Below are 25,291 nucleotides of genomic sequence, written 5' to 3' on the forward strand. Positions count from 1 at the left end.
TAAAAGCTGACAGCAGCCCCGGATTCACGGATTTCTGTTATTTCTTCTCCGTTGCCAGAATTTCATTGATCTCTTTCGCAGCCTGTGTAAACGCCTCCTGGACGCTCGCTTCCCCGTTGAAGATTTTCGCCACATAAGTATTCATGACCTCGGACCATCTTGTCTTGCTCTCCGTTCCTACAAACTGTACCCCGTAATCCATGCTCTTTAAAATAGCGCCGGTATCGTATAAATCCTCATGTGCCTTTGCCCAGTCTGCATCTACCCCCGTAAATGCCGGAATGGCCGGTCCGTTAACAGAATCTGACATCCCCTGTTTGGAACCTGCGTAAGCGACAAACTTCTTGGCCGCTTCCATATTTTTACAGTCACTGGGAACAGACAGCGCGAGGCCGTTCATCTGTGTTGCCCTGATGCCGGAAGGACCTGCAGGAAGTTGTGTAATGGCAAACTTATCTTTTACCAGCTCATTTTCGGTGAAATAGCTCAGTTCCCAGTTGCCAAAGGTCTGCATGGCAACCGTTCCCGTTGCAAATAACTCAATGTAATTGACTTCCGCCATCATTTCATTGGAAGGAGAATAGTTGGCATTCATATTCATATACCACTCCATCGCCTCAATAGATTCCGGCTTGTCCAGTCCCGACTGGTGAGTGGTCTCATCGATAATACTGCCGCCGTTTTCATACAGGAAGTTTCCCCATCCTTCCTGGTCATGGTTGTATGCGGCAAATCCGTAGATGCCGTTTTCCTTGTCGGTCAGCTTCTTCGCGGCTTCCTCCACGTCGTTCCAGTTCCAGTCCGCGTTTGGATACTCTACCCCCGCTTTGTCGAACAGTTCTTTATTGTATACGAGCACGACACAGTCCTTGTCCTTCGGCACTCCGTAATGGGCATCGCCGAATGTATACAGCTTCGTGACTCCCTCTGGATAATTATCGTAGCTGAAGGTATCATCGTACTGAGTTAAATCATCGAGCTGCGCCAGCTTGCCGCCGTTTACGTACTTTGCAACTACGTTGGTATGCATGGTCACAATATCTGCCATATTCCCGCTGGTTGCCGCGGCCTCCAGCTTCGTCCAGTATTCTCCCCATGGGGTAATCTGTAAATCTACTTTGATATTCGGGTAAAGCTTCTGAAATCCGTCGATGGTATCCTGAATCTGCCCCCGCTGATTCTCATTCCATGTGACATAGGTCAGTGTAACCGAATCTCCCCCTCCGGCCGCCGCCCCCGCAGCCGCCTCACTGGTCTTCTCTGCAGCTGTACTGCCGCTTCCGCCCGAACCGCACGCGCATAAGGATACCGCCACTGCCGCCGCCACAAAAAGTCCTGCCAAATTTTTCTTCATAGTAACCGCCCTCCAAATTGTTTTTATTTATTACTTTGATTTACTGCTTTACACGTATTAATATACACGGAATCCATGGATGATTCTACCATTTAAAATAAGGTCTTTTTCTATTAAGAAGCTATTATTTATTACATTTTTTTGACAGTTGGGAATTTATGCGGTAGGATAGGATGAGACGGTTATTCGGACGATCGAGAGGAAAAGGAGAATCTGCCATGGCATACGAAAACGCTTATCAAATTACCAACCCGGACTGTGTCCTTCTTCCAGAGGAAATCTGCTATATGAACTGGCAGAAATATTATATGGACTACCATCAGCATCCGGCCGGGTCCATTGAATTTAATTACATTGTAGAGGGAACCTGCTATTACGATATTGCCGGAGAGATTTACAATCTGAAAAAACGAAACCTGATGATCGTCAACGGAAACACGCCCCACAAGCTGATTTCCCCGGACTCCTGCATCAACATGAGCATTAATTACTATCAGTCTGAGCTTACGCCTTCCATCGGCACTCTGTCTGCTCTCGTCCAGGCCTATCCCTGCCTCGGCACATTTTTTCAGAACTTAAATACCGGCCTGGTAATTCAGAATGCGAGAAATATCTTTCACCTGCTCGAGGAAATCTGCAATGAAACCAATAACAAAAAAGACCCTTATTACTTAAATATTCTGGTCAACAAGGCTTTGATCGAGGTCGTCCGCCTTCTTTCCGCTGAAAAAAGCCCCACAGATACTTATGTGGAGCAGACAAAAAACTATATCAACTATCACTTTTTTTCCATTGAGAATATCGATGAGATCGCATCGTATGTGGCGCTTAACAAGGTCTATCTTCAAAAAATCTTCCGCGAAAAGACGGGGCTTACGATCTGGAATTATCTGACTAAGTACCGCATGGAAAAGGCCGTGTACTTTCTTCTTTATTCTGATACTCCGATCAGCGATATTGATGAGCTTGTGGGAATCAACTCCAGGCAGAACTTCTATCTGTTGTTTAAGAAGCAGTATGGGATGTCGCCTTCGGAGTATCGGAAGAGATATAAATAGTCGGGATTTAATACGAAATTTTTTCTCTTGACATTATCTTCTCAATATATAACAATTGTTACACAACATCTGTAATCTATTAATTTTCACCTGACACCTGACAATTTACATACAGAGAGGCAGCCGCTTATGCCACCAAAAGCAAAAATCACAAAAGACATGATATTACATACGGTTCTTGACATCACAAGAGAGACAGGGTTTGAAACGGTAAACGCAAGGAGCATCGCAGGCAAACTGCAGTGTTCTACCCGGCCGATTTTTACCTGTTACGAAAATATGGAGGAGTTAAAAAAGGATTTTCTGGATTTTGCATACGAATACTATCTTCAGTATGTGAGCAGTTTCAGCAGTTCCGAGCAGATAATCCCCTCCTTATTACTGCCTCTTTCGTATATCGAATTTGCAGCGGAAGAAACGCATTTATTTAAGCTGTTATTTATGAACGATATGGATTTAAATATGGCTGAGGCAAAGGACTTTTATAACGAAGCCGATAACGAAAAAAGAGCGGCAGCCTTTTCCGAAACCATTGGCGTAGAGTTAGAACGTGCAAAGGTAATCTTTTTGGATCTGTTTCTCTATACCCATGGTATCGCAGTATTAACGGCAGCCGGAAAGATTGCATTTGACAGAGGCAATGCTGAAAAAATGCTGATGAATCTGTTATCAGCATTCATCAATCAGGAACCCTCAGACGCCCCCAACAGCAGAAGGAGACTCATATGACAGCAAACCAGTACTTAACCGATTTTTATAATCAATACGATGAAGATAACCGGCTGGCATGCAGACATGGATCGGTTGAATTTCTCACTACGATGCGCTACATTGAAAAATACAGGAAGCCTGGGGACCGAATTCTTGAAATCGGAGCCGGGACCGGACGGTATTCCCACGCACTGGCACGTCAGGGCTATGCCGTGGACGCGGTGGAACTGATCGGCCATAACATAGATATTTTTCGTAAAAACACCCAGGCAGGAGAGAATATAACGATTACCCAGGGCAATGCCATGGATCTGTCCGCATTTCCGGACAATCTGTACGATATCACACTGCTGTTAGGACCGCTGTATCACCTTTACACCAACGAGGATAAACAGCAGGCGCTGCGCGAGGCGATTCGCGTGACAAAACCAGGCGGCGTGATCTTTGCTGCATATGTGATATCCGACGGCTGCCTCCTTGACGAGGGCTTCCACCGCGGCAGCATAAACGTCGCAGAGTATATGGAAAAGGGCCTGCTCGATTCCCGTACATTTGCCGCTAAGTCGGAGCCAAAGGATTTATTTGAACTTGTCAGAAAAGAAGATATCGATGATTTGATCTCTGCCCTTCCTGTTACCCGGCTGCATTACGTCGCAGCGGATGGCTGTGCCTTATTCATGCGCGAGGCCATAGACGCCATGGATCGCGACACATTTGAACTGTATTTAAAATACCATTTTGCAGTCTGTGAACGAGAAGACTTAGCGGGCATTACAAGCCATGCCCTTGACATACTTCAAAAGTAAATTACTTGTACTGCATGATTCCCGGCAAAGGAGACCACCATGAAACTATTGATTGCAGAAGACGATCCTGAAATGCAGAAAATCTTAAAGCTCTATCTCCAGCACGAAGGCTACCTGGTAAACGTGGTTTCTGACGGCCGTGCCGCCGTCGATTTTCTGACAGAGCACCCGGTCGATCTGGTACTTTTAGACTGGATGATGCCGGTTCAGAATGGAATTCAAACCTTAAAGGAAATCCGTCTCCTCAACATACCTGTTAAGGTTCTCATGCTGACGGCCAAGGGAGAAAACGAAAGTGAGGTAACCGGCCTTTCCTGCGGCGCCGACGATTACCTGCGAAAGCCCTTTGATATCCAGGTTCTTTTGCTTCGCATAAAAAAGCTGTGCAACGCGGCTGATGTCCTGCAGTTCCATGAGATCCGCTTAAATCCGGTCACAATGGAGGTGACAAAAGACCACAAGAAGATGGTCCTCACCAAAACAGAGTTTGAACTATTAAAGTATTTTCTCTCCAATCAAAACATCGTACTGTCACGGGAACAGCTTTTGAACCACGTGTGGGGGATGGATTATGAGGGAGACCCCCGCACCGTCGATACGAATATCCGCCGTCTTCGTAAAAAGATCGGCGAAGATCTCATCCAGACGCGTATCGGTATGGGGTACATGATGGGAGGCAGCCATGACTAAAGAAAACCGACGATTCCACCGGCTTTCCACCAAATTTATCTGTGGAACGGCATCGATTCTGGTACTGGTTCTGGCCGCCACGCTTTTTGTCAATTCGAAAGTGGCGGCGCGGTATTACCTCCGCCAGCAGACAGAGTATGTCAGCCAGGCCGGCAGCCGCATAAGGGAATATTTAGACGCCGGAATGTCACCGGATGAAGCCGTCGCCAGCCTGGAAGCTTCCGATAATGTGCTGATCACGTACGCCTCCAATACTTCCGACTACGATGCGTTAAGCAGCAGTCTGCGGAAAAAATTCCGTGAGAAGGGTCTCGGTTTCCAAAAATTCTGGCTCTGGGATCAGGATTATCTGTCCGCCGTCCAGAAGGGGTTTCAGTTTCGCCTTTACCAGCAGGACAAGTTAAACTATGGTATTTTAGTCGAATATATTCCGGTGGGCCCCCATTTGTATGCGGTCGCCGCCATTGTTCCTAATACGGCGGACTTCATCGGGATTATCAACCGTTTCAGCATCCTGCTTCATGCCATTTCCCTGATTATTACCGTAATACTGCTCTATTTACTGGTAAAACATATCACCAATCCACTGCGCCGTATGGAGCGTTTCTCGCAGGAGATCGCCCGTCAGGAGTACGGCACGCTGGTTATCAACACCCGCGATGAGCTGGAGCACGTTGCGGACAGCATGAACCAGATGAGCATTTCCATACAGCAGTATCAGAGTATGCTTCAGGCCAAAAATCAGCAGATGGAACAGCTTTTAAGCGACGTGGCCCACGATTTGAAGACCCCTATCTCCCTGATCGGCATGTATTCCTCCGGAATCAGGGATGGGCTGGACGACGGCACCTTTTTAGAAACCATCATTCAGCAGAACAGCCGGATGTCGCAGATGACAGAACGGCTTCTGAACCTGTCGGGAATTGAGAGGAAAGAACATGCTCTGACCACTATCAGGCTGGATCTGCTGCTTTTCGAATGCATCGCAGAGCAGAAACTCTTTCTTTCCAAGCGGGGGCTTAGCCTGAACACAGCCGTCACACCGAATCTGGAAATCATGGGAAATGCAGAGCTGGTCACGGAACTGTTTTCCAACCTGCTCTCCAACGCAGTAAAATACGCCGCCTCCGGCACCGTAAATGCAGAACTCGTCAAAAACGAAGGCCAGTGCTGTTTTCGGATCACAAACGATCTGGGAAATGACGATCTGGACACGGAACGGATCTGGGAACCGTTCTATGTCGGAGAACCCTCCCGCAACAAGGCGCTGTCCGGTACCGGACTCGGTCTGCCGATCGTCAAAAAAATCGCTGATAAGTTCGGATATCAGGTCCGCTGTATACGGGAAGACCAAACAATTACATTTGAGGTCATTTTCTAGAATCTGCCGTTTATGCTTTGGCGGATCGTTCCCCTATATACTGCAGCGCCAGACAGAACAGAGAGGTCAGCGCCGCCGAAAGGATCACGCCTGCCACAATATCAGTAAACCAGTGTACGCCAGAGAGCATTCTCCCGACCACTGTTAATGCAAGGATTAGAACGGCTGCTGTATCTGCTGCCAACAGCCACCCTCTCTGCTTACGCAGATAGACGTGAAATTCGATCATCGCCGTAGCCATAATACAGATGGAGGCCAACCGTATGGGAAGACGGATAAAATGCCTCTAACCCTTGTGTGAGGATAACGAGTCTGTAATTGATGACAATGACCTCGAAGAACGCATAACAGGCCGCAAGGATACCATAAAATGCACCCAACACCAGAATCGGGACATCGACCTTCCAGATGCTTCTGCGTGTTACAAGCTGGAACAGCCCTGCCATGATAAACCCGAACGCAGTCGCCATGGCGGCGGCACCCAGCCATTCACTTATGTTATACCACATCGGGTTCACACCGAACAGTTCAAATACGAATTTATAGGGAGGATAAAATGCTTGAAAATATGAAGTTATTAGGTAAAGGAAATACGGCAGAAGTTTTTGACTACGGAAACAAAAGAGTTTGTAAACTTTTCTATGAAGGATATCCAGATGAGTATGTTGCACTCGAATTTCGGAATTCCAAAGAAATGTATAAAAATAGAATTAAAATTCCTAAACCTTTCCAAATGATTACGATAGAAAATCGTAAAGGGATTATCTATGAACGGATTGATGGAAAAACATTTTTAAATATTATGATGGAAAACGAAACAAATTTAGATGAATATTTAAATATATTTGTAAACTTGCAACTAGACATTCTTGCACATCATACTAAAAATGTTTTATCATATAAAGAATACTTAATTGCTATTTTAAAGAATAAAAAAATAAATAATCAAGTGATTTTCAATACTATAAATTCTTTGCCTGATGATGATTGTCTATTGCATGGAGATTTACATCCAAATAATATATTAATAATGTCAGATGGAACTCCTGTTATTATTGATTTTATGAATGTATGCCGTGGCCCTGCTGTATATGATATAGCAAGAACCTATTTTCTTATTAAGCAGTTTGATGGTTCTTTAGCTGATAAATATTTAAAATGTATAGACGTATCAGAGAATGATATTGCAGAATATCTTAATATTATTGAATTTTATCGACAATATGAAAGTTAAGATTTGACTAACAGCATTCTACTTATCGAGAAAATAACAAAGCTAACCCACAGTCAAGATGAGTGGCGCACAAATGTGTTATCGTAGACAGTCCCACCCGCCTTTGCTAAAGGGTAATCAAGGCGAGAAAGCCCCAAAATGGCTTCCCGCCTATTTCAATTTTGAGAAAAGGAACGCTTCAAAATCAGAAAGAGAGTGGCCAAGCACTTTGAGGGATTGGCCGCTCGTCCACCCATTCAGCGGGACGTCGAGCGGCTGTAAAGGCGAGTGTAAATCCGTTCATTTCAGTCTTGACGGTTGTCCGCTGTCCTCGATACAAACAGCTACTCTGCAAGCTGTTCTTAGGTGAGATTATTCTTTTTTCTGTGTTTCTGCAGCTTTTCGTCAAACTCCATTGTAGTCTCCTAATCCGGTAATTTGGTATGGTGATTTTCTGTATCTGTTGGAATTTGCCTTTACGGCCTGCTGATTTATTATAAGCGGACTCTGGAAGAAAAGCAACTGGCCATCCTGCATTCCTTTTTTCATATCATTCCAGTCATGTAAATTGTCAATCCATGTCTATTTTGTCACATGAATGTAACAACCGAGCCTTATAATCCCCTCTGTATGAATCAAATGCCCGATATACAGCTGTTCATGGCAGGTATCCTGTCAGGAATAGCGTAAGCAGCAGGAAGCAAACCGGCATAAGGTATTTGAATCATCAGCAGCAAGTATTGGACTCTTACGGCAGTCATCGGCTGGATATGCATTCCTGTCCTTCCGATTCCCTGCGCGCAAAAATGAAAAATCAAGAAAAGGAGTATAAAATGAAATATTTACTGTCTAAAAAACTGGGCCTGCTTCTGCCATTAACCCTGGCTTTAACCGGCTGTGCGTCCAACAGCCAGAATCCGGAACCGTCATCTGCGGCCGTCCCGGTGGAAACGGAGGTCTTTGAATCCCAGTATACCGGACTTCCCTTTGATTTTGAGGCAGAGCCGGAAGAATTTACCCTGTCCTTTGAGGTGGAACAGACGCTTATAACGGCAGCTGCTAAGGGGGAACGAAGAACCGTACTGGACTATGTAAAAGTTGGAGATACTGTCAGCTGGCGCTATCCCGATGAGCAGATATCAGTTTCCCTGACTCCCGAAAAGGACTATTTAAGTGTAGAGATTACCTCGGAAAATGAGAACGCCAATTCCTTTACATGGCCCGTTATCTCCGCAGATACCTACTATTTTCCCTTTGGCGAAGGCAAACGGGTACCTGCGGACGATCCGGCCTGGTCCGATTATTTAAATGGCGGGGAATTTCAGGTAATGGAGCAGCTTTCCATGCCGTTCTGGATCTCATCCGCCGGAAGCTACAACCTCCTGTTTATTATGGAAGATCCTTACCGGACACAGATGAATTTTACGTCGGATTCCCCCATCGCGTTCTCTGTTTCCCATCAGTATCCGGCGATCGATGATAACCGGACAAACAGATTTCGAATTTACATCACGGACAAGGATCCTGTCAGCGCAGCCAAGCTGTATCGCAATTACGTAATCGAGCAGGGACAGTTTACCACCCTGGAACAGAAAGCGGAGACAAATCCCAATATCCGTAAGCTGTACGGTGCTCCTTTCATCTATCTTTGGGGAGATTTCGCCATATCAGCGGATGATATCAACTGGCAGGCATTGCGAACGTCCCTTTCCTCTCCGGCCATGGAATATTTTCTGTCATTTGCCGGACGCCTGGAAAATGGTCAGGAATTTACAGCTGTCCTGAAGGAAATACAGGGCCAGGACTACGTGGCAGAATATCAGAAAAATGTAATCTGCAGCTACATCAGCCAGCTTTTGAAGCGGGACGATTTCTGGGAGCCCTCTGTCTTTACTCAGAGTTCTTCAGAGTTAGAGGTTCTCCTGGCAAAAGGATATGATAATTTAAGTGAAACGGAACGGATTCAGGTTCACAAATATGCTGTCGCGGCAAATTTACCGGAAGTATTTGCCGATGCCGGACAGTGGATGGATTCCCAGACGGTAACTCTGCTTCAGGAAATGAAGGAAGGCGGCATCGACCACGCATGGATCGGCTTAAACAGCTGGGAACAGGCGTATGTGAAACCGGAGCTGGTCGAAACTGCGGTCAGCCAGGATTATCTCATCGCCAGCTACGACTCCTACCATTCGATTCACGAGCCGGGCAGGGAGCAGTGGATTACCGCTCAGTTTGATGATCAATCCCTGTATGAAAACGCTGTCATAAGGGATCAGAACGGCAAACCGGAAAGCGGATTTCAGAACGTCGGCCGTAAACTAAATCCCGCCCTGTCGCTTCCTGCCGTCAAAAATCGTATGGAAACCATTATGTCCAACCAACTGCCGTTTAACTCCTGGTTTATCGACTGTGACGCAACCGGAGAGATCTATGATGATTACACGCCTTCTCATATCACCACACAGGAGGAAGATCTTGCTGCCAGGCTGGAACGTATGTCTTACATCAGAGACCAGTACCATCTCGTTATCGGCTCGGAGGGCGGCAATGATTTCGCGGCCTCTGATATCGCATACGCCCATGGGATAGAATTAAAGACATTTGCCTGGATGGATGAGGACATGAAAAAGAATCGGGACAGCGACTATTATATTGGAAAGTATTACAACCCGAACGGCGGAGCCGCAGAGCATTTTTCCAAACGGATTCCGGTAAAAGAACAGTACCATACCATCTTTGTGGACCCGAAATACGACACCCCCCTTTTCAAGCTCGTCTACAATGATTCTGTCATCACCAGCTACCACTGGGACTGGTCGACCTTTAAAATTAAAGGAGCAACCGCGGATCGTATGATACGGGAAATTCTGTACAACGTTCCACCGCTTTATCACCTGGATGCAGTGGAATGGTCAGATTATAAAGATGACATTCTCCGCCATCAAACCGTCTGGTCGGACTTCAGCCAAACGGCTGTCACCAAGGAAATGACCGGTTTCGAATATAAGAGCGAGGATGGCAGCGTGCAGAAAACTGTGTTCGGGGGCAGCGGGGATGCGGCCGCGGTTGCGGTTGCTAATTTCGGTGATTCCTCTTATCAGTATGAGAATATTGAAATCCCGGCACACTCTGTGCTTATTGAGATGAATGGGAGCAGGGAGGTCTATACGCCTTTGCTTACTCCGAATCATTTATAAGAACAGATACTGAAATTTAACGTTAGAGTATAATCGTAGTTTCACTGGTTTTAGGCGGAATTAAAAAAATCTGTTCTCCTCACTATATTACAGGGAACAGATTTTTTAATTCATAAGTTACATTCTATGCAGAAAAAATTTCATTTAACATACATACAATTTTTTATTTTCCACACCAGGGATCCACATCTTTCCCGAATAGATTCAAACTTCTCTATTCAGCATATTTTCTCCAATACAGAGGCGCATATCTCATCCTCTTTCTTACTGGCTCTCTCAAAGTATGTACGATAATACTCCGCGTAAATTAGGTTCACCAAAAAATATTGATTGATTTCCGGAGATATGACCCCATCGGACAATTGCTCTTTATACATATGAACAGGCAGTACCAAATCTGCAAGTGCGGTCAGTGACGATTTTATAAATGAAGTAATACAAATCAAAAATGCTTCGTTCAGCTTTGCCTGTTCCGCAATTTGCAAAATATCCCGCTCCGCCCTTGTACTGGAAAATATCACTGCCACCTCCTCTTTTTTCATTGCAGAAGCTGCCATCATCTGCATATGTGTTGCCTCTACATAGTATGCTTTTACACCAATTCTTTGAAAGGTACCGGCGGCACTTATGGCCGTTATCAAATCAGCTCCTACACCAAAAAAACAGACTCTCCCTGCCTTATGGAAAGCTCGGCTGACAGCGCTGATATAACTTTTATTTAACAGTTCAGAAGTTTGACGCAGCATACCTAAATTGATATTCAGAATATTACGAGACAATGACATAAATGAAGCGTTGAAATCAATCTTATTTTCCCACGCTTCATTCTCCAACTGTTTATCCCGAAGGCTTAACGATAGTCTCACTTTAAACTCCCGAATCCCTTCCAGGTTCATTTTTTGGCAGAAACGGAATACGCTTGTATCACTGACACCACAACATTCAGACAAATCCATAATGGACATAAACAAAACTTTTCGCGGACATTTAAGAACAAAATCAGCTACTTTCTTTTCGGTCTTTGTCAATCGATCATATCTATCGTTTATGATGGCCAAAAAATCTTCCTGCACGTTCCTCCTCCTTACTGCATAACACGCCTGACTCTACTTTACAAATAAACTTTTACATTTATTATTAAATATTAACTTTATCGTCTCTGGTAATGTAGATGTAACTTAGACTATAATAGACGATTTGCTACCGCCTGACTTGTAAGATTTCGATTGTTCTCACACTCTTCGGGTGCCATTCTGATATATTCCTGATACACCATATCAATAACAAATAATTGAGAAACCTTCGCAACAATTGATCCTGACTGCAAAGGACTTTCATTCGATCCGCAAATCAATACCACATCCGCATATTTTGTTGCTGGTGATTTTGCATATCGGGTTACCACAATGACCTTAGCCCCCCGTTGACGAGCCTGACCAAGTATATCAGCCATATCCTTAGTTGATCCCGAGTATGAAAAAAACCATATAGTATCTTTTTCAGTCAATAAAGTCGCTGAAATCACCTGAAGATATGTATCCTGTATCGTCTCAAAATGTCTGGCTACCGCACTGAAACGTACCCATGCTTCCATAGCCGTAATTAAGCTTCCTCCCTGACCAAAACAATACACTCGTTCCGACTGCAGCAAAATATGGGCTGCCATTTCTACACTTGTAGGCCTCAGTAATTCCTGCGTCTGTTCAAGTGCTGCAGAATACATAGCAGCCAGTTTCTGCCCGGTCGTCGGTATATCATCCTCCGTTGTTATACTACTATATATATCAAATTCTTTACCTTCCGCATCACTTGTTCCTTGTACCCGTCCCTGCTCCTTAGCTATAGCAATCTTAAAATCATTATAGCCATTATATCCCAGCATTTTACAAAAGCGAAAAATTGTACTGTCAGCTACACTGCATTGCTCTGCCAGTTCCGTGATAGATGTCAGCTGCAGATCCCTTTTTTGTTCCAGAAAATAATCTGCGATCCTCTTTTCTGATTTTGTCATTTTGCTGTATTTTTCAGCTATGCGATTGGGAACCTCATTATAACTCATTAAGGTATCTCCTTTCTTTTTGGAAATTTTTGTAAACGGCCACAGATTTAGTATAATCTGCGGCCGTCGTTCATGCAAGCAGAACAGGCAAAAGTTATTAATTGTATATAACCGAGTTTGCACGACCCTCATCAATAATTACATTTCCTTTTTCCACATAGCTGTTGAGAGCTTCCTGGGCCGTCTTCTGACCTGTTAATGCAGCCTGAAGTTCGGGGAAAAGTACATTACGCAGTTCATTATATCCAGGAATATTATTGGAAAAATTATAAATATACTTTGCATTTTCTGTATATGCAGGCAAAAATGGAAGTTCTCCTGATACCTGCTTCGTTACCGTTTCACGTACTGGAAGTGTATTTTTAGATGCCAGTACTAATTCCGGATCATGGCAGACATAGTTAATGAAATCCTTAGCTGCTGCTATCTTATTCTCATTTCCTGTATTCATAGCCATAAAGCCAGAAACATATGTAAAGGAATTGGGATTTGGATCGCCAGGTATGTTTGCAAGCCGTGCATCAAATGGTTCTATTGTGCCATTTGCCATATCAGTCTGGAGATTCGTAAATAATGTACTATTGGTAAAGCTTACAGCAATTTGCTTATTCTGAAACATTGCATTACAGTCGTTCGACGTAAGAGACTCTGCTCCCGGTACAGTCAGTCCTTCATTGTAAAGATCCAGAAGATATTGCAAAGCCCTCACTCCCGATTCTTCATTAACAACAAGATGCCCATCATCACCATAGAATTTATTTCCAAACATTCGGAGCCATGTGAGATTCCATGTATCCCCTTGATTATTCATGGCAAACAAGGACATTGGATATACATCCTTTTTTTCTTCTTTCAACTTTTTCAGAATTTCTTTCAATTCATCCGGACTCCATGTGGCAATTTCATATTCTCCCGCAATTTTATCCTCTAATCCAGCCTCTCTAAACATATCTGCATTATACACAAGAGTGCCTGGCATATGTGCAAACGGGAAAATAAACGTTTTATCTTCTACCATACAGTTCTCCCAAATTCCTTCTGCAATATCCTTTTTATCATCTTCATTAACAATATCATCCAACGTAACAATGGATCCTTTATGATAATACGATGACATGGTAAATGCACCTTCGTATACGATATCTGGAAGCGTGTTCGTTGACTCCGCAACATTAAGCTTCTCATCACGGCTGTCTCCCGGAATCACTTCCACTTTAACTGTCACATTAGGATTTACGTTTTCCGTATACCGCTTTCCAGCCTCCACAAAGAAACTGTCATAGTCTGCCCCCGGTTCATCACCACTAAAAACCCCTTTCCAGCTGGGTGTCAACCAGACTGTAAGTTCCATACGTTCCCCCGAAACAGCAGCCTTAGTCGTTTCTTCCGCCTTAGATTCCTCTGCAGCTGACTTTGAAGGCTCTGGTGCCACAGTTGTGGGGGACGTAGCTGATCCACTGCATGCGGCCAGCGACAACACCATTGATGATGCCATCATAATTGATAATGCCTTTTTCATAGAAATATTTCCTCCTTTTATTTATATCTCAGCCCCATAATTGGGCCTGAATATCACTTGTAAATCATTCCTTTACAGCTCCCATGGTAATTCCTTTCGTAAAATAACGCTGGAAAAAAATAAATATCAACAGCATTGGCAGGCTTGCAACAGTGGCCCCCGCCATTTTATACGCATAATTGGGACTGATTTCCTGCATGATACTCGCAGTTCCAACCATTAAGGTCATCATATTCTTACTACGTGCAATAAGCATCTGCCAAAGATAATCATTCCATACATTTACGAAATTCAAAATAAATAAAGCACCTATTCCCGGCTTCACAATCGGTATAACCAATCTGGTAAAGATAGTCAGTTCTCTGGCCCCATCAAGTCTCCCGGATTCCCGAATAGAATCCGGAACTGTATCAAAAAAGCCTTTTAATAAAAATACTCCAAATGTAGTCGCAACATTAGGAAGAATCATCCCCATATAGCTGTCACTCAAATGGAACTTTAAGATGATCTGGAAAAGGGGAACAATAAAAATTTCTTTGGGAATCATCAACGCTCCAATGAATATGGCAAATATAACATTCTTCCATCTAAATTCCAATTTTGATATAGCATACGCCGCCAGTGAGGAGCAGACAACTACCAAAGCAGTCGTCACCACTGATACCAAAATACTATTAAAAGCCCAGCGAAAGGCTGGCTGCCCCACAAAAAGATCAATATAATTTTTGTAGTGAAATGTAGAAGGAAACCATTCCGGCGGCATCTTAAAAATTCCGGCAGATGTTTTAAAAGAACTGGTTACCAGCCAATAAAAAGGAAAAAGATTTAAAATACCCATAAAGCAAACTAAAATATTTAATACAAAATCAAAAGGCTCCATATGCTTTATTTTTTTGTTCATCTCTTTTTTCCTCCGTTTCCGCTCATAGACCTAAACTGTGGAATTGCCATTACAACTGCAAGAATGAACATCAATACTCCGACTGCCGCAGCAATATTCTTCTTATCATAAGAAAAAGCATTCCGGTATAGATAATACATCATTGTCATAGATGAATTGTTAGGTCCACCATCAGTTAACAACTGAATAATAACAAACAGTTTCAGCATGGAGATTACACTTGTGACAGAAAGATATAGCGTCGTTGGCTTTGTAAGGGGAAGTATTATATGTATTGTTCTCTGGAACTTGCTTGCGCCATCCACTTCTGCTGCCTCCAAAATATCACCGGAGATACCTCCCATACTGGCCACGTACATGATAATTGCCTGCCCGACACTGGCCACAATCGTCACAAATGCAATCACCCACAGTACTGTACCAGGATTTCCGAGTGGATTCGTAACATTAGCTCCCGCCTTTTTTAACAGATAATTAATAAGGCCATTGGCTGGATTTAATAAAAATTTCCATACCATACTCATTACAACTGTTGAAACAATAACAGGTAGATAATAGCAACTACGGACCACAGCTATATATTTTGAATTTTTATCAAAAATAGCCACAGATATCAGCATCCCAAACAGCAGCATACACACTGTCACAACAACAACAAGAAACAACGTATTAAACACACTTCTTATAAAAACCGAATCCTGAAATAAAGTAATATAATTATTTAGCCCTACAAAAGTATTCTGTACTGCAGTAGTTTTATAAAGACTGATCCGTACCCCTTCAAATACCGGATAAATTGTGAATACTGCAAAAAACAGAAATTGTGGAAGTATAAAAAGGTATCCTGTATAAGGACTGTTGAGATGTGTTTTTTTCTTTTTCACTGAATAACCTCCGTCTCTTTTTTGTGTATTATTTACATTTGTTTTGATTGTATTATATTCTTTTTAGAACAATATGTCAACAAAATAAAAAAATATTTTATTTATATTTTAAAATAAAAAAAATTATTGACATTTGTTATTTTTATGTTATTCTAAAAACAGGAAACGGTCTATCAGACAAGGAGGATATAAAATGAACTATATTCCATTTGATGTTGTAATTAACCGACGCAGTACAGATTGCAGTAAATGGGATGCCATCCCCTACAATATACAGACGGATGACGTAATTCCAATGTGGGTAGCTGACATGGACTTCGCCTGCCCTCCGGCAGTAACAGACGCCTTAACAAAACGGTTAAACCATCCCATATTTGGTTATATGCAGTTGCCAGAAGCTTATTGGAACAGCATCACCGACTGGCAAAAAAAACGGTATGGTGCAGACATTTCGAAAAATGAGATAATTCCAGTATCCAGTGTACTTGGAGGTGTTGCAATGGCTGTCCAGGGATTAACGGAAAAGGGCGATTCCATCTTAGTTCCTACTCCTGGATATCATGCTTTTTACAATGCAGTAACCTTTAACGAAAGAAGACTGATCATCTGTCCTATGAAAAAGACCGAAGATCATTACGAATTGGATTTTGATCTTATTGAAGAAAAAATATTAGCTGAACAAGTAAAGATGATTCTTTTTTGCTCTCCTCATAATCCTACCGGGCGCGTCTGGACAGTCGGGGAGCTTTCCAGGCTAGTTGAACTCTGTTTTCGTCATCATGTTTTTCTAATTTCAGATGAAATTCATGCTGATATGACACTTTCAAACCCATTTACTACGATCTTTACCGCCAACAGTTACGCAAAAGAAATTGCAATTGCTCTTTATTCTCCCACCAAAACTTTTAATATTGCCGGTTTATGCACAGCTTTTGCTGTCATCAAAAACGATATTCTTCGCAATCGTTTTAATCAGGCAATTCTGGCTTCCGGTTTAAAAGTAAAAAACACACTGGGAATTGAGGCACTGATCGGTGCCTATGAACATGGTGAATTGTGGGTCAATAATCTGCAAAACTATTTACTGGAGAATGCACGTTTTGCGGTCGCCTACATTAATAAACATATCCCTGTGGCACATGCATATCTTCCGGAGGCTACATACTTTTTATGGATTGACTTTTCTATGTCTGGGATGTCACCAGACACCATCATTGAAAAATGTGTGTATGAAGCTCATGTCGCCATAACCAGAGGAACCGACTTTATCAATGGCGGTGACTCCTTCATCCGCTTAAATTACGCATGCCCTCGAAGCCTGCTCATAGAAGCGCTTAATCGCCTGAAAAAAGTATTTATCTGAAAAATCGCCTCATCAGAGGCTTAAACAAATAGGAGGATTTAAAATGAATAATTTAGAAAAGTACCATGGTGTTATCCCTGCTTTTTATGCCTGCTATGATGATGACGGGAATATAAGCCCAAAACGAGTTCGCGCTTTAACCCGCTATCTCATCGATGCTGGTGTAAAAGGTACTTACGTATGTGGTTCATCTGGAGAATGCATTTATCAGAGCAAAGAAGAACGAAAAACAGTGCTGGAAAATGTTGTAGCGGAAGCAAACGGACGTTTGACCATTATTGCGCATGTCGCCTGTAACAATACAGCTGATAGTATGGAGCTTGCTGCACATGCAGAAAGTCTGGGGGTCGATGCGATCGCCTCTATCCCACCCATATATTTCCATCTTCCAGAATATGGAATTGCCCAATACTGGAATGATATCTCAAGTGCCGCTCCTCTCACAGATTTTATTATTTACAATATCCCCCAACTTGCAGGGGTTTCTCTTACACCTTCTTTATTCCGAGAGATGCGCAAAAATCCACGCGTCATAGGGGTTAAAAATTCTTCTATGCCGGTACAGGATATTCAGATGTTTAAGGCAGAAGGTGGAAATAATTGTATTGTTTTTAATGGACCTGATGAACAGTTCATCAGTGGACGCATTATAGGCGCAGAAGGCGCAATCGGCGGGACATATGGAGTCATGCCTCAGCTCTTTTTGAAGGCCGACGAATATTTAAGAAACAACAATTTAGTAATGGCACGAGAGATTCAATATGATATTAATCAGATCATTTATACCATGTGTGCATGTAAAGGAAATATGTATGCGGTTATCAAAGAAATCTTGAAACGAAATGGCCTAAATATAGGGTCAGTCCGCCTTCCGCTCACGCCGCTCACATCAGATGATATACCCAAAGTTGATGAATGCGAACATTTAATTAAAGACGCTACCACAAAATACTGTTAATTATATTTGAAGGAGGTTTATAATCATGGAAAAGCGCTATCCCAGAATGGCATTAGGAGCCGCACTCATTCCGTGGCGTGAAGATTTTACGCTCGACGAACCACTATTTCGTAAAGGGGTCAGAGCTCTCGTTAACGGCGGTTTGAAATACATATATACATTTGGTACCGCAGGAGAAGGATATGGTGTTGACGATGAAATGTTTACTGAAATCACCACTGTTTTTGCAGACGAATTAAAAAACACGGATGTAACGCCCATCACCGGTGTGATCAGTCTATCTCAGGCCGAAATGATCAACCGTTTAAATATTGCCTATGAACTGGGCATCCGCGATTTTCAAATTTCGTTTCCTTCATGGGGTGCTCTGACAGACGAAGAAGTGCTTGTTTTCTTCCACGATGTCTGCGACTGTTTTCCTGACTGTCACTTCATGCATTACAATAACGGAGGCCGTTCCAAGAAACTCCTTAAGGCAAACGATTATATCAAACTAGCTGATGAAATCCCGAATCTGGCAGCCGTGAAATTTATGAATGATTCTCTGGAGGATATCATAAATGTAGTCCGCGCCGATACTCCCATACAGTTTGTATTAAGTGAATACGGATACGGTTTAGGGTGCCTCTATGGAGAATGCAGCATGCTTTTTTCCAGCATTGCCACCCACCTTCCTACCGCCTGGAAACTGTATGAGGCTGGTATTAATAAAGACATTAATACAATCACGGAACTGGAAAAAGAAGTAACGCTCTCACAGGAAATACTATTTAAAACTTGTGGAACCCCGGTTATTAATGCTGCCTATGATAAACTCTATGTGAAATCCTTTATACCAGAATTCCCAATGAGACTCTATCCACCGTACCAGACATTTTCCGATGAGCAAGTCACAAATTATATGAATGAAATGAAGGTTCGGCTACCACAATGGTTTAAACAAGCACTTTGAAAACCTCGCTTGTTTCCTCTTTAATATACACTTCAACATATAGAGGCAGAAGGCCACTTCTCTCGAAGTTGTCCTTCTGCCTCTATTCTTTCTTTTCAATTTACTTGCCTGGTATCTCACTATGGAGCTATTATAGAACCTTTCCCGCAAGCATCAAAGCCAAATCTAACGCACTCGTCTCTGGAACAGCAACAATGATATCCGGCATGGCCTGTCTCACCCTTTTTACCACTTCGTCTCTGATTATCTCATTTTTAACCAGAACACTGCCCCACAGCCACAGATGACGTGTTTCCTTCCCACTGTCAGTGGACACCTGGCTTTGCCTGGTCCAGCCGGCCTTACGGGCGGTGTCTTCAATCAGTTTCCATAGTTTCTCCGCACAATCCTTAAGAATTCCTTCCGCCTGTGAATCCCCCTGTTTGGCGGCCTCATAGGCAATCATGGAAAATCGGGCGATTTCCGGCTTATCAAACAAATGCTCATTCACGAACAAATCAATCTTTTCCAGCGTATCCAGGCCGCTCGTTTCCATAAACCTCCGGGTAAGATACGGACATTTCGTCCTCTCATCCAGATCCTCTGCCGCAAGTCTCATGGTCTGCAGCCCCAGATAAAATGCGCTGCCCTCATCGCTTAAGATATGATTCCAGCCTCCAGTTCTTGATATAATACCCTTCGCATCGATTCCATAGCAGATAGAACCGGTACCGGATACCACCACCATCGACGGTCCCTCCTTCAGATACAGGAAGACCTCACAGTCATTGACTGCCCGGATACAGTCGGACTTAAATCCCATTTCTTCAAAAATATCCCGGCACATCTTCTCATATCCCGGTGAATCAATTCCGCTTGCCGCCACGCAAATACCCATACAGTCCGATGGATTCAGTCCCAGCTCCTTCAGTGCCGGAAGCACCAGTTCCCGGCAGCGGGTCCGGCTCTTATCGTAACCATCCGTATTCATGCTGCAGCCCGGCCCGGTAAATTCCCCAAGAATATTTCCGCCCCCGTCTTTCAGCTTTAATCTTCCGTTTGTCCCGCCTATGTCCATTCCAGCGTAATAGTTCATCAAAATTCCTCCCTATTGTTCACTCAGCATTTCCAGACAGCTGAATGCCTTGATAAATTCTTTTCTTCCGTATCCATCAAATTCTACGGTAATCATTGTGTCATCTTCTTCAACCACTTTACCGTATCCGTATGTTTCATGGCGAACCCGTATTTCGGCAGAGGTAGAAGCAGATTCAGAGACAGACACAGATTTCATGTACGGTGTTTCCGCCTCCGTTTCCTTCAATTCTCCTGCTTCCACCCATTCCTCCATCTCATCTGTTTTCTTCACGTCCTCCCTGTCTGCCATCTTCTCGCCATTTTCCTTCGCCATCTGCACCTGTCTCCGCAGCTCCTGCAAATTGGCTGTTCCCGTCCTCATCTCCGACTCCTGCCCCTTCATCAGTTCTGACGGGATCATCCGGATATAGCGGCTTTCCCCGGCCATCACACCGAAGATGTCGGGATTGGTATACCAGGAAAGCTCCAGATAATTTCTTGCCCGTGTAATTCCGACGAAAAACAGCCTCCTTTCCTCGTCCTCACTGTCCAGCCCTTTCGTTCGCAAAGGAATCAGGCCATAATTCACACCAATGATAAAGACATGGGAAAACTCAAGCCCCTTTGAAGCATGGAGCGTCATCATTTTCACGCGGTTCTCCCCGGCGCCGTCTGTCTCAGGAAGCAGTTCCCGGGAGGTCCCGTACAGTGCCGCTGAATTTAAAAATTCCCGAAGTCCTTCCGGAAGACTGAACCCTTTCACCTTCATAAATGTAAACATACGGTCCAGGAAATGACAGACATTTGCCTTATCCTCTCCATAAGACGACGCATTGGGTTTCAGTGAACAATCCAGGTCAAAATATTCATAAAACCCATTTGTATCCTCTATCTCAGCGCCATTCCAGGCAAACGAAACCATTCTTTCGAAAAGTCCGGGCGCCGCTGCTTTTTCTGATCCGTTCTCTTGAGCTTCCTTCCGCCCACACACCCATGCACAACTTTCCTCAACCAGTTTTTCCGCCTTCTTTGCAGAAATCCCCACACCGTATTCCCGGCTGCTCAGAACGAAAACCGCAGCAGCACGGTCAGCCGGATCCGCCAGGAATCGCAGAAGCCGCAGGAGCCATTCCAGCACAGGAATTTCATGGATCCCCGTTTTAACGGCCACTTCATATGGAATTTCATTCTTTGAGAATACGTCCTCCAGCACCTTAGACTGACTCTGTAAGCGATAGAATATGGCAATTTCGTCAAAAGGAATCCCCTGTTTCTGCAGTTCACAGATCCGGTCAGCCAGATAACACGCCTCCTGAAAGGAGTTGTAGTGATTCTTCACCACAATCTTCTCTCCTCCGCCTCTCGTACCTTCCAGGGCCCCTCCGTTCTGCTGAAAACACCGGGCCGCCTCCAAAATCTCATTGCTGGACCGGTAATTAACCGGCAGTGAAAGTTCTGCCGCCTGATATCGCGTCTTCAACGTATAAAACAGATTAAACGCGCTTCCTCGCCAGCTGTAGATCACCTGATTTGGATCCCCGACCGCAAACAACTTCGCTCCCCCTGTCATAAAACAGTCGATAAACTCCAGCTGTTTCCCATCACAGTCCTGCACTTCATCAACAATCACCCATTGAATATTCCTGCTGCATTCATTCTCTTCGCTAAATCCATTCTCCCCCCTCACTTCCGCCATCAAAAGGCAGGCATTTTTCATCAGATCCGAAAATGTCATCTTATTTCGCCTGATTTTTTCCTCTGTTAGAAGTTCTGCCAGGATTTCCAGATCATCCTGGCCGCCGGCAGCTCCCGCCGCCGATACACGCTCCGCTTCCGACAGCCTCTTTCTCAGCCGGTTTTTGTACTTTATCTTCAGTTTCTTCTCCGCAATCAGCGCATGGGCCAATTCCAGTTCCTCATCCGGCTCCATCACCATGAAGTCCTTCGTATATCCCAGGTTCTCCACTGGAAGCCTTTTTTTCAGAAGCCCCAGAGCCACGCCGTGAAACGTCCCGAAGTTTTCCGTCTCCTCCGGAGTCACTGCCGGGTCCGCACTCACAAGCCGCTCCCGGATTTCAGCCGCCGCCCTGTTTGTAAATGTAAGCACCATTATATTCCGGTAACTCACATGCTTCACCTCATGGAAATACAGAATTTTTGCGGTCAGCACCGTCGTTTTTCCGCTTCCCACATTCGCACTCACAAGACAGGCCGTATTTTCATTGGTGACCGCTTCCCGCTGATAAGGGTTCAGCCGTTCCCATTCTCTTTCCCAGTCCACCTAATTCTCCTTCTTTTTAAGCTTATCAAGTCTCTGTTCGAGCTTTCTTTGCATCTCGCCGTCATCTTCACTGTCGCCGAATCCTTCACTTTCGATTCCAGTGCTTCCCTCACCGCTGTTGCCGGCCTTTTTACCGGCTGTTCCACCCCCCGTATCACAGCCGTTCCTTCTGTTTTCCTCTTTTTTCCGAACCTCCACCTCCAGTTCAAATCCTTTCGGTGCGTCCGTATAATAGGAAATCAGATTATTAAGGGCCTTTCGGTTTGTCTCCTCCATGATCCACTCCCGGTAAAATGGCTGATCCGTAATCAGTGCAAGTCTCCTCCCCTCCGTCCTGACCGCATTCACCGTATTTAAGAAGGACGCAAACGGTTCCCCGTTTTTCAGCAGCATGGCGGTAAATGCCTTCCACTGCGCTTCCAGTTCGTCAAACCGAAATGGCTTCTGTATAAATGTCGATGGGCCGTACGGCGCCATTTTCACATGTTTCGGCACTTCAGACTCCTCCAGCATATTCCTAAGTCCCCACAGAACCATACTTTTATCGAGATGGTAGTCACCGACACAGGCGGCACAGCCGTCCTCGCAGGGACAGCCGCGCACCATGGCGATACCATTTTCTATAATCTCCGGAATCAGTTCGTACGCTTTCTCGGCATATCCAAGACCGCCGGTATACTGATCATAGAGAAAGAGAAATACGGACTCCTCAACGCTTTTTTCTGCATACACAGCGTTAGTGCTGACAGTCGTACCGATGTCCTCCTGCTCCGTCATCGTTACCAGGCGCGCCGCGCTTCGGAGGGCATAGCACAGCCCCTCAAAATGATTGTTTCGGATCATCTGCCCGTTTGGGCTCTCCTGCAGCAGACGGCGGTAGGCTGTTACCACATTACCCGGGAGTTTCAGCCAGACGCTCTCCGTTTCGAATTCTCTGGATAACGAAGGGTTAATCTGTTCATAACCCAGATTCTGATGATTATGAAACTGCAGCTTGCGGTACAGGGAAACCTGCGCGTTGACATTTACATCACCGAACACCGCATCTATTCGTTTCCACGGCTTCTCTTTCCTGCCGTGAATGATCGTGATATCCGTATTCCCCATGGGCGTCGTATAGTAATTTCCATTAAACGGCACGGCACGGGCTGTCCTTGTCTCCAGATCCAGCGTCACCACCTGGTACTGAACGCCGCTGTGTAAATAGACGGCTCCGGGATGAATCTCGCGGAACGCCTGCATCTCGTCCATCTCCGTAATCTCTTTTCCGCTGTCCTTTAAGAGCAGCTTGTACCGGTTGGGGTCAATACCTCGCAGGCTGTAATCTCCGGCCGGGAAGGAACCGCCCGACCACACGAATTTGCCGTTCTGCCCGGTCAGCTCCTTTGCCCGCATCAGGACCGGAATCGTCTCGCCCAGATCCGGAAAGACAGAGGCGTCATCAAGCGTCAGGGGAATCTCTGCCGCAGCCGCCCTGATGTGGGAAAGTTCAATTAAAAGGTTGTTCTTGTCTACGACGGCGCTCTCACTGCTGTTTTCGAACAGCCATCCCGGGTTCGTTCCGATGTACTGATCGAAAGGCTGGCTGTCAAGAATCAGATAATTGGTGCACGCCCGGCCGCTTCTTCCGGCCCGGCCTGTCTGCTGCCAGAAGGAAGCCCTCGTTCCCGGATAACCGGCCAGCACGGTGGCATCAATCTTACCGATATCGATTCCAAGCTCCAGCGCATTGGTCGACACCAGTCCGCACAGCGCCCCCGTCACCATCTTGTGCTCAATCTCCTTACGCTCCGCAGGCGTGTAACCGCCCCGGTAACCGGATATTTTATCTGCCTGGGACGCACTGGCCGGACATTCCGCTTCGAGACGGTCCCTCGCCTCCTTTAGAATTACCTCCACATTTCTTCGGGAGCGGGCAAATGCAATAAAATTCTTTCTCTGTTCCACCAGTTCCGGGATCAGCTCCGCCGCCACCGCCGTGGCCTGCACCTGTCCGTAGTACTTTTTATCGTGCCCCAGAATCTTCGGAGGCTTTATCAGAAGGTAGGTCCGCTCTGCCGCAGGAGAGCCATCCCGCTCGATCCGCACGAATTTTTTTCCGCAGATCTCTTCCGCCAGTTCGACGGGATTGGCAATGGTGGCCGAACTGCACAGAAAGACCGGTGATGAACCGTAATAGCGGCACACCCGGTGAAGCCGGCGGAATACATTGGCCAGATGGGATCCAAATACGCCTCTATAGGTGTGAAGCTCATCGATGACGACAAACTTCAGATTCGCAAAAATAAAATCGAATCCGAATTTACTGTGATTCGGCAAAAGTGCCCCATTCACCATCTCCGGGTTGGTCAGAATAATATTTGCTTCTTTCCGGATCCGGCTCCTCTCGCCCGCAGGCGTATCGCCGTCGTAAACTCCCGCAGAAATCCGGTTTTTTCCGAAATATTCAATGTATGGCAGGATCGCGCGGTACTGGTCGCTTGCCAGTGCCTTCGTCGGATAGATGAAGACCGCCCGCGCCAGCGGATTCCTTAAAATCTCCTCGATGACAGGAAGCAGAAAGCCCAGCGTCTTTCCGCTGGCCGTAGATGTGGTAATCACCACGTTCTCCCTTTTCAACGACCTTAAAAACATCTCCGCCTGATGGATATAAAGCCCTCTCACCCCGTTTTTCTGCAGATATTCCCGCAGTTCCTCCGGAAGCTCCGCCGGGAAGCCGGCATAACGGGCACTCCGCTCCGGCATGGTTCTTCTGTAAATAATCAGATCATTGATATCCATAATTCTCTTCCTCCTGCATTACCTAGAAACCATTATAACGCAAGAACGGATGTTTGGCATCCTTTTTCTTATCGGATGCTTCTTTATAACACGCTGTTGACACATCACGCCCAGAATGCTATGATGG

20 protein-coding genes and 1 pseudogene are annotated in these 25,291 nt (G+C 45.0%); 10 read left to right on the forward strand and 11 right to left on the reverse strand.

Annotated elements, in window-relative coordinates; genetic code table 11:
* Positions 1 to 37: 37 nt before the first annotated feature.
* Positions 38 to 1,354 carry an ABC transporter substrate-binding protein gene (locus NE473_RS12965; RefSeq protein ID WP_055649056.1) on the reverse strand — a complete coding sequence of 439 codons (1,317 nt, stop codon included), beginning with the start codon at positions 1,352 to 1,354 and terminating at the stop codon, positions 38 to 40.
* Between the two features lie 218 nt (positions 1,355 to 1,572).
* On the opposite strand from NE473_RS12965, the gene NE473_RS12970 reads away from it, so the two are divergent.
* From NE473_RS12970 to NE473_RS12990, 5 genes are all read left to right on the forward strand, one after another.
* Positions 1,573 to 2,412, forward strand: a complete 840-nt coding sequence (locus NE473_RS12970; protein WP_022031529.1) for an AraC family transcriptional regulator — start codon at positions 1,573 to 1,575, stop codon at positions 2,410 to 2,412.
* Positions 2,413 to 2,541: 129 nt separating this feature from the next.
* Positions 2,542 to 3,141: a WHG domain-containing protein gene (locus NE473_RS12975; protein ID WP_055649055.1), complete on the forward strand. Its 600-nt coding sequence runs from the start codon at positions 2,542 to 2,544 to the stop codon at positions 3,139 to 3,141.
* Entirely contained in the window at positions 3,138 to 3,929 is a 792-nt protein-coding gene (locus NE473_RS12980) for a class I SAM-dependent methyltransferase (protein ID WP_055649054.1), read from the forward strand. Before NE473_RS12975 ends, NE473_RS12980 begins: the two co-directional genes overlap by 4 nt.
* 39 nt (positions 3,930 to 3,968) lie before the next feature.
* Entirely contained in the window at positions 3,969 to 4,619 is a 651-nt protein-coding gene (locus NE473_RS12985; protein ID WP_055649053.1) for a response regulator transcription factor, read from the forward strand.
* The gene (locus tag NE473_RS12990) at positions 4,612 to 6,000 is read left to right on the forward strand and encodes a HAMP domain-containing sensor histidine kinase (RefSeq protein ID WP_055649052.1); all 1,389 of its coding nucleotides are present in this window, start codon (positions 4,612 to 4,614) and stop codon (positions 5,998 to 6,000) included. Before NE473_RS12985 ends, NE473_RS12990 begins: the two co-directional genes overlap by 8 nt.
* A 10-nt stretch (positions 6,001 to 6,010) precedes the next feature.
* Here the strand turns inward: NE473_RS12990 and NE473_RS12995 are convergent, their stop codons facing one another.
* Entirely contained in the window at positions 6,011 to 6,184 is a 174-nt protein-coding gene (locus NE473_RS12995; RefSeq protein WP_341465576.1) for a phosphatase PAP2 family protein, read from the reverse strand.
* A 16-nt stretch (positions 6,185 to 6,200) separates the two neighbouring features.
* A complete protein-coding gene (locus tag NE473_RS13000; RefSeq protein ID WP_055649051.1) occupies positions 6,201 to 6,509 on the reverse strand; it encodes a hypothetical protein in 309 nt (102 codons plus the stop codon).
* Positions 6,510 to 6,556: 47 nt separating this feature from the next.
* On the opposite strand from NE473_RS13000, the gene NE473_RS13005 reads away from it, so the two are divergent.
* Together NE473_RS13005 and NE473_RS13010 are read left to right on the forward strand one after the other, a co-directional pair.
* On the forward strand, positions 6,557 to 7,234 hold the full coding sequence (locus NE473_RS13005) for an aminoglycoside phosphotransferase family protein (protein WP_055649050.1): 678 nt from the start codon (positions 6,557 to 6,559) through the stop codon (positions 7,232 to 7,234).
* An 812-nt stretch (positions 7,235 to 8,046) separates the two neighbouring features.
* Complete coding sequence (locus NE473_RS13010; protein WP_070102752.1) at positions 8,047 to 10,410, forward strand: glycoside hydrolase; 2,364 nt, start codon at positions 8,047 to 8,049, stop codon at positions 10,408 to 10,410.
* Between the two features lie 218 nt (positions 10,411 to 10,628).
* On the opposite strand, the gene NE473_RS13015 is transcribed toward NE473_RS13010, so the two are convergent.
* From NE473_RS13015 to NE473_RS13035, 5 genes are all read right to left on the reverse strand, one after another.
* Positions 10,629 to 11,483 carry a MurR/RpiR family transcriptional regulator gene (locus NE473_RS13015; protein ID WP_055649049.1) on the reverse strand — a complete coding sequence of 285 codons (855 nt, stop codon included), beginning with the start codon at positions 11,481 to 11,483 and terminating at the stop codon, positions 10,629 to 10,631.
* A gap of 110 nt (positions 11,484 to 11,593) precedes the next feature.
* Entirely contained in the window at positions 11,594 to 12,469 is an 876-nt protein-coding gene (locus NE473_RS13020) for a MurR/RpiR family transcriptional regulator (protein WP_055649048.1), read from the reverse strand.
* A gap of 97 nt (positions 12,470 to 12,566) precedes the next feature.
* Entirely contained in the window at positions 12,567 to 13,988 is a 1,422-nt protein-coding gene (locus NE473_RS13025; RefSeq protein ID WP_055649047.1) for an ABC transporter substrate-binding protein, read from the reverse strand.
* A gap of 64 nt (positions 13,989 to 14,052) precedes the next feature.
* A complete protein-coding gene (locus tag NE473_RS13030; protein WP_055649046.1) occupies positions 14,053 to 14,889 on the reverse strand; it encodes a carbohydrate ABC transporter permease in 837 nt (278 codons plus the stop codon).
* Positions 14,886 to 15,773: a carbohydrate ABC transporter permease gene (locus NE473_RS13035; RefSeq protein ID WP_055649045.1), complete on the reverse strand. Its 888-nt coding sequence runs from the start codon at positions 15,771 to 15,773 to the stop codon at positions 14,886 to 14,888. The genes NE473_RS13030 and NE473_RS13035 overlap by 4 nt, the downstream gene beginning before the upstream one ends.
* 193 nt (positions 15,774 to 15,966) lie before the next feature.
* On the opposite strand from NE473_RS13035, the gene NE473_RS13040 reads away from it, so the two are divergent.
* The 3 genes from NE473_RS13040 to NE473_RS13050 are packed head-to-tail and all read left to right on the forward strand — an operon-like array spanning position 15,967 to position 19,046.
* The gene (locus NE473_RS13040; RefSeq protein ID WP_055649044.1) at positions 15,967 to 17,136 is read left to right on the forward strand and encodes a MalY/PatB family protein; all 1,170 of its coding nucleotides are present in this window, start codon (positions 15,967 to 15,969) and stop codon (positions 17,134 to 17,136) included.
* Between the two features lie 43 nt (positions 17,137 to 17,179).
* Positions 17,180 to 18,094, forward strand: coding sequence for a dihydrodipicolinate synthase family protein (locus tag NE473_RS13045; protein ID WP_055649043.1), 915 nt, complete (start codon positions 17,180 to 17,182; stop codon positions 18,092 to 18,094).
* A 25-nt stretch (positions 18,095 to 18,119) separates the two neighbouring features.
* On the forward strand, positions 18,120 to 19,046 hold the full coding sequence (locus NE473_RS13050) for a dihydrodipicolinate synthase family protein (RefSeq protein WP_055649042.1): 927 nt from the start codon (positions 18,120 to 18,122) through the stop codon (positions 19,044 to 19,046).
* A gap of 130 nt (positions 19,047 to 19,176) precedes the next feature.
* Here the strand turns inward: NE473_RS13050 and NE473_RS13055 are convergent, their stop codons facing one another.
* From NE473_RS13055 to NE473_RS13065, 3 genes and pseudogenes are all read right to left on the reverse strand, one after another.
* Positions 19,177 to 20,121, reverse strand: a complete 945-nt coding sequence (locus NE473_RS13055) for an N-acetylglucosamine kinase (RefSeq protein WP_055649041.1) — start codon at positions 20,119 to 20,121, stop codon at positions 19,177 to 19,179.
* A 462-nt stretch (positions 20,122 to 20,583) separates the two neighbouring features.
* A pseudogene (locus NE473_RS13060) lies at positions 20,584 to 22,383 on the reverse strand (ATP-dependent helicase); the annotation flags it as partial.
* Positions 22,384 to 25,164 (reverse strand): DEAD/DEAH box helicase, encoded by a 2,781-nt coding sequence (locus NE473_RS13065; protein WP_055649039.1) that lies wholly within the window; start codon positions 25,162 to 25,164, stop codon positions 22,384 to 22,386. It abuts the pseudogene before it with no gap.
* Positions 25,165 to 25,291 lie beyond the last annotated feature (127 nt).

The organism is Hungatella sp. SL.1.14 (assembly GCF_024460495.1).
GTDB classification, from domain to species: Bacteria; Bacillota; Clostridia; order Lachnospirales; family Lachnospiraceae; genus Hungatella; species Hungatella hathewayi.

What these genes read in the sequence shown, in the direction of transcription:
- NE473_RS13040 (WP_055649044.1), top strand. Translation starts at nt 15,967, where the DNA reads ATGAACTATATTCCATTTGATGTTGTAATTAACCGACGCAGTACAGAT.
- NE473_RS13010 (WP_070102752.1), top strand. Translation starts at nt 8,047, where the DNA reads ATGAAATATTTACTGTCTAAAAAACTGGGCCTGCTTCTGCCATTAACC.
- NE473_RS13030 (WP_055649046.1), bottom strand. Translation starts at nt 14,889, where the DNA reads ATGAACAAAAAAATAAAGCATATGGAGCCTTTTGATTTTGTATTAAAT.
- NE473_RS13055 (WP_055649041.1), bottom strand. Translation starts at nt 20,121, where the DNA reads ATGAACTATTACGCTGGAATGGACATAGGCGGGACAAACGGAAGATTA.
- NE473_RS13005 (WP_055649050.1), top strand. Translation starts at nt 6,557, where the DNA reads ATGCTTGAAAATATGAAGTTATTAGGTAAAGGAAATACGGCAGAAGTT.
- NE473_RS13000 (WP_055649051.1), bottom strand. Translation starts at nt 6,509, where the DNA reads ATGTGGTATAACATAAGTGAATGGCTGGGTGCCGCCGCCATGGCGACT.
- NE473_RS13050 (WP_055649042.1), top strand. Translation starts at nt 18,120, where the DNA reads ATGGAAAAGCGCTATCCCAGAATGGCATTAGGAGCCGCACTCATTCCG.
- NE473_RS12975 (WP_055649055.1), top strand. Translation starts at nt 2,542, where the DNA reads ATGCCACCAAAAGCAAAAATCACAAAAGACATGATATTACATACGGTT.
- NE473_RS12985 (WP_055649053.1), top strand. Translation starts at nt 3,969, where the DNA reads ATGAAACTATTGATTGCAGAAGACGATCCTGAAATGCAGAAAATCTTA.
- NE473_RS12980 (WP_055649054.1), top strand. Translation starts at nt 3,138, where the DNA reads ATGACAGCAAACCAGTACTTAACCGATTTTTATAATCAATACGATGAA.
- NE473_RS12970 (WP_022031529.1), top strand. Translation starts at nt 1,573, where the DNA reads ATGGCATACGAAAACGCTTATCAAATTACCAACCCGGACTGTGTCCTT.
- NE473_RS12965 (WP_055649056.1), bottom strand. Translation starts at nt 1,354, where the DNA reads ATGAAGAAAAATTTGGCAGGACTTTTTGTGGCGGCGGCAGTGGCGGTA.
- NE473_RS13045 (WP_055649043.1), top strand. Translation starts at nt 17,180, where the DNA reads ATGAATAATTTAGAAAAGTACCATGGTGTTATCCCTGCTTTTTATGCC.
- NE473_RS13065 (WP_055649039.1), bottom strand. Translation starts at nt 25,164, where the DNA reads ATGGATATCAATGATCTGATTATTTACAGAAGAACCATGCCGGAGCGG.
- NE473_RS12990 (WP_055649052.1), top strand. Translation starts at nt 4,612, where the DNA reads ATGACTAAAGAAAACCGACGATTCCACCGGCTTTCCACCAAATTTATC.
- NE473_RS13020 (WP_055649048.1), bottom strand. Translation starts at nt 12,469, where the DNA reads ATGAGTTATAATGAGGTTCCCAATCGCATAGCTGAAAAATACAGCAAA.
- NE473_RS13025 (WP_055649047.1), bottom strand. Translation starts at nt 13,988, where the DNA reads ATGAAAAAGGCATTATCAATTATGATGGCATCATCAATGGTGTTGTCG.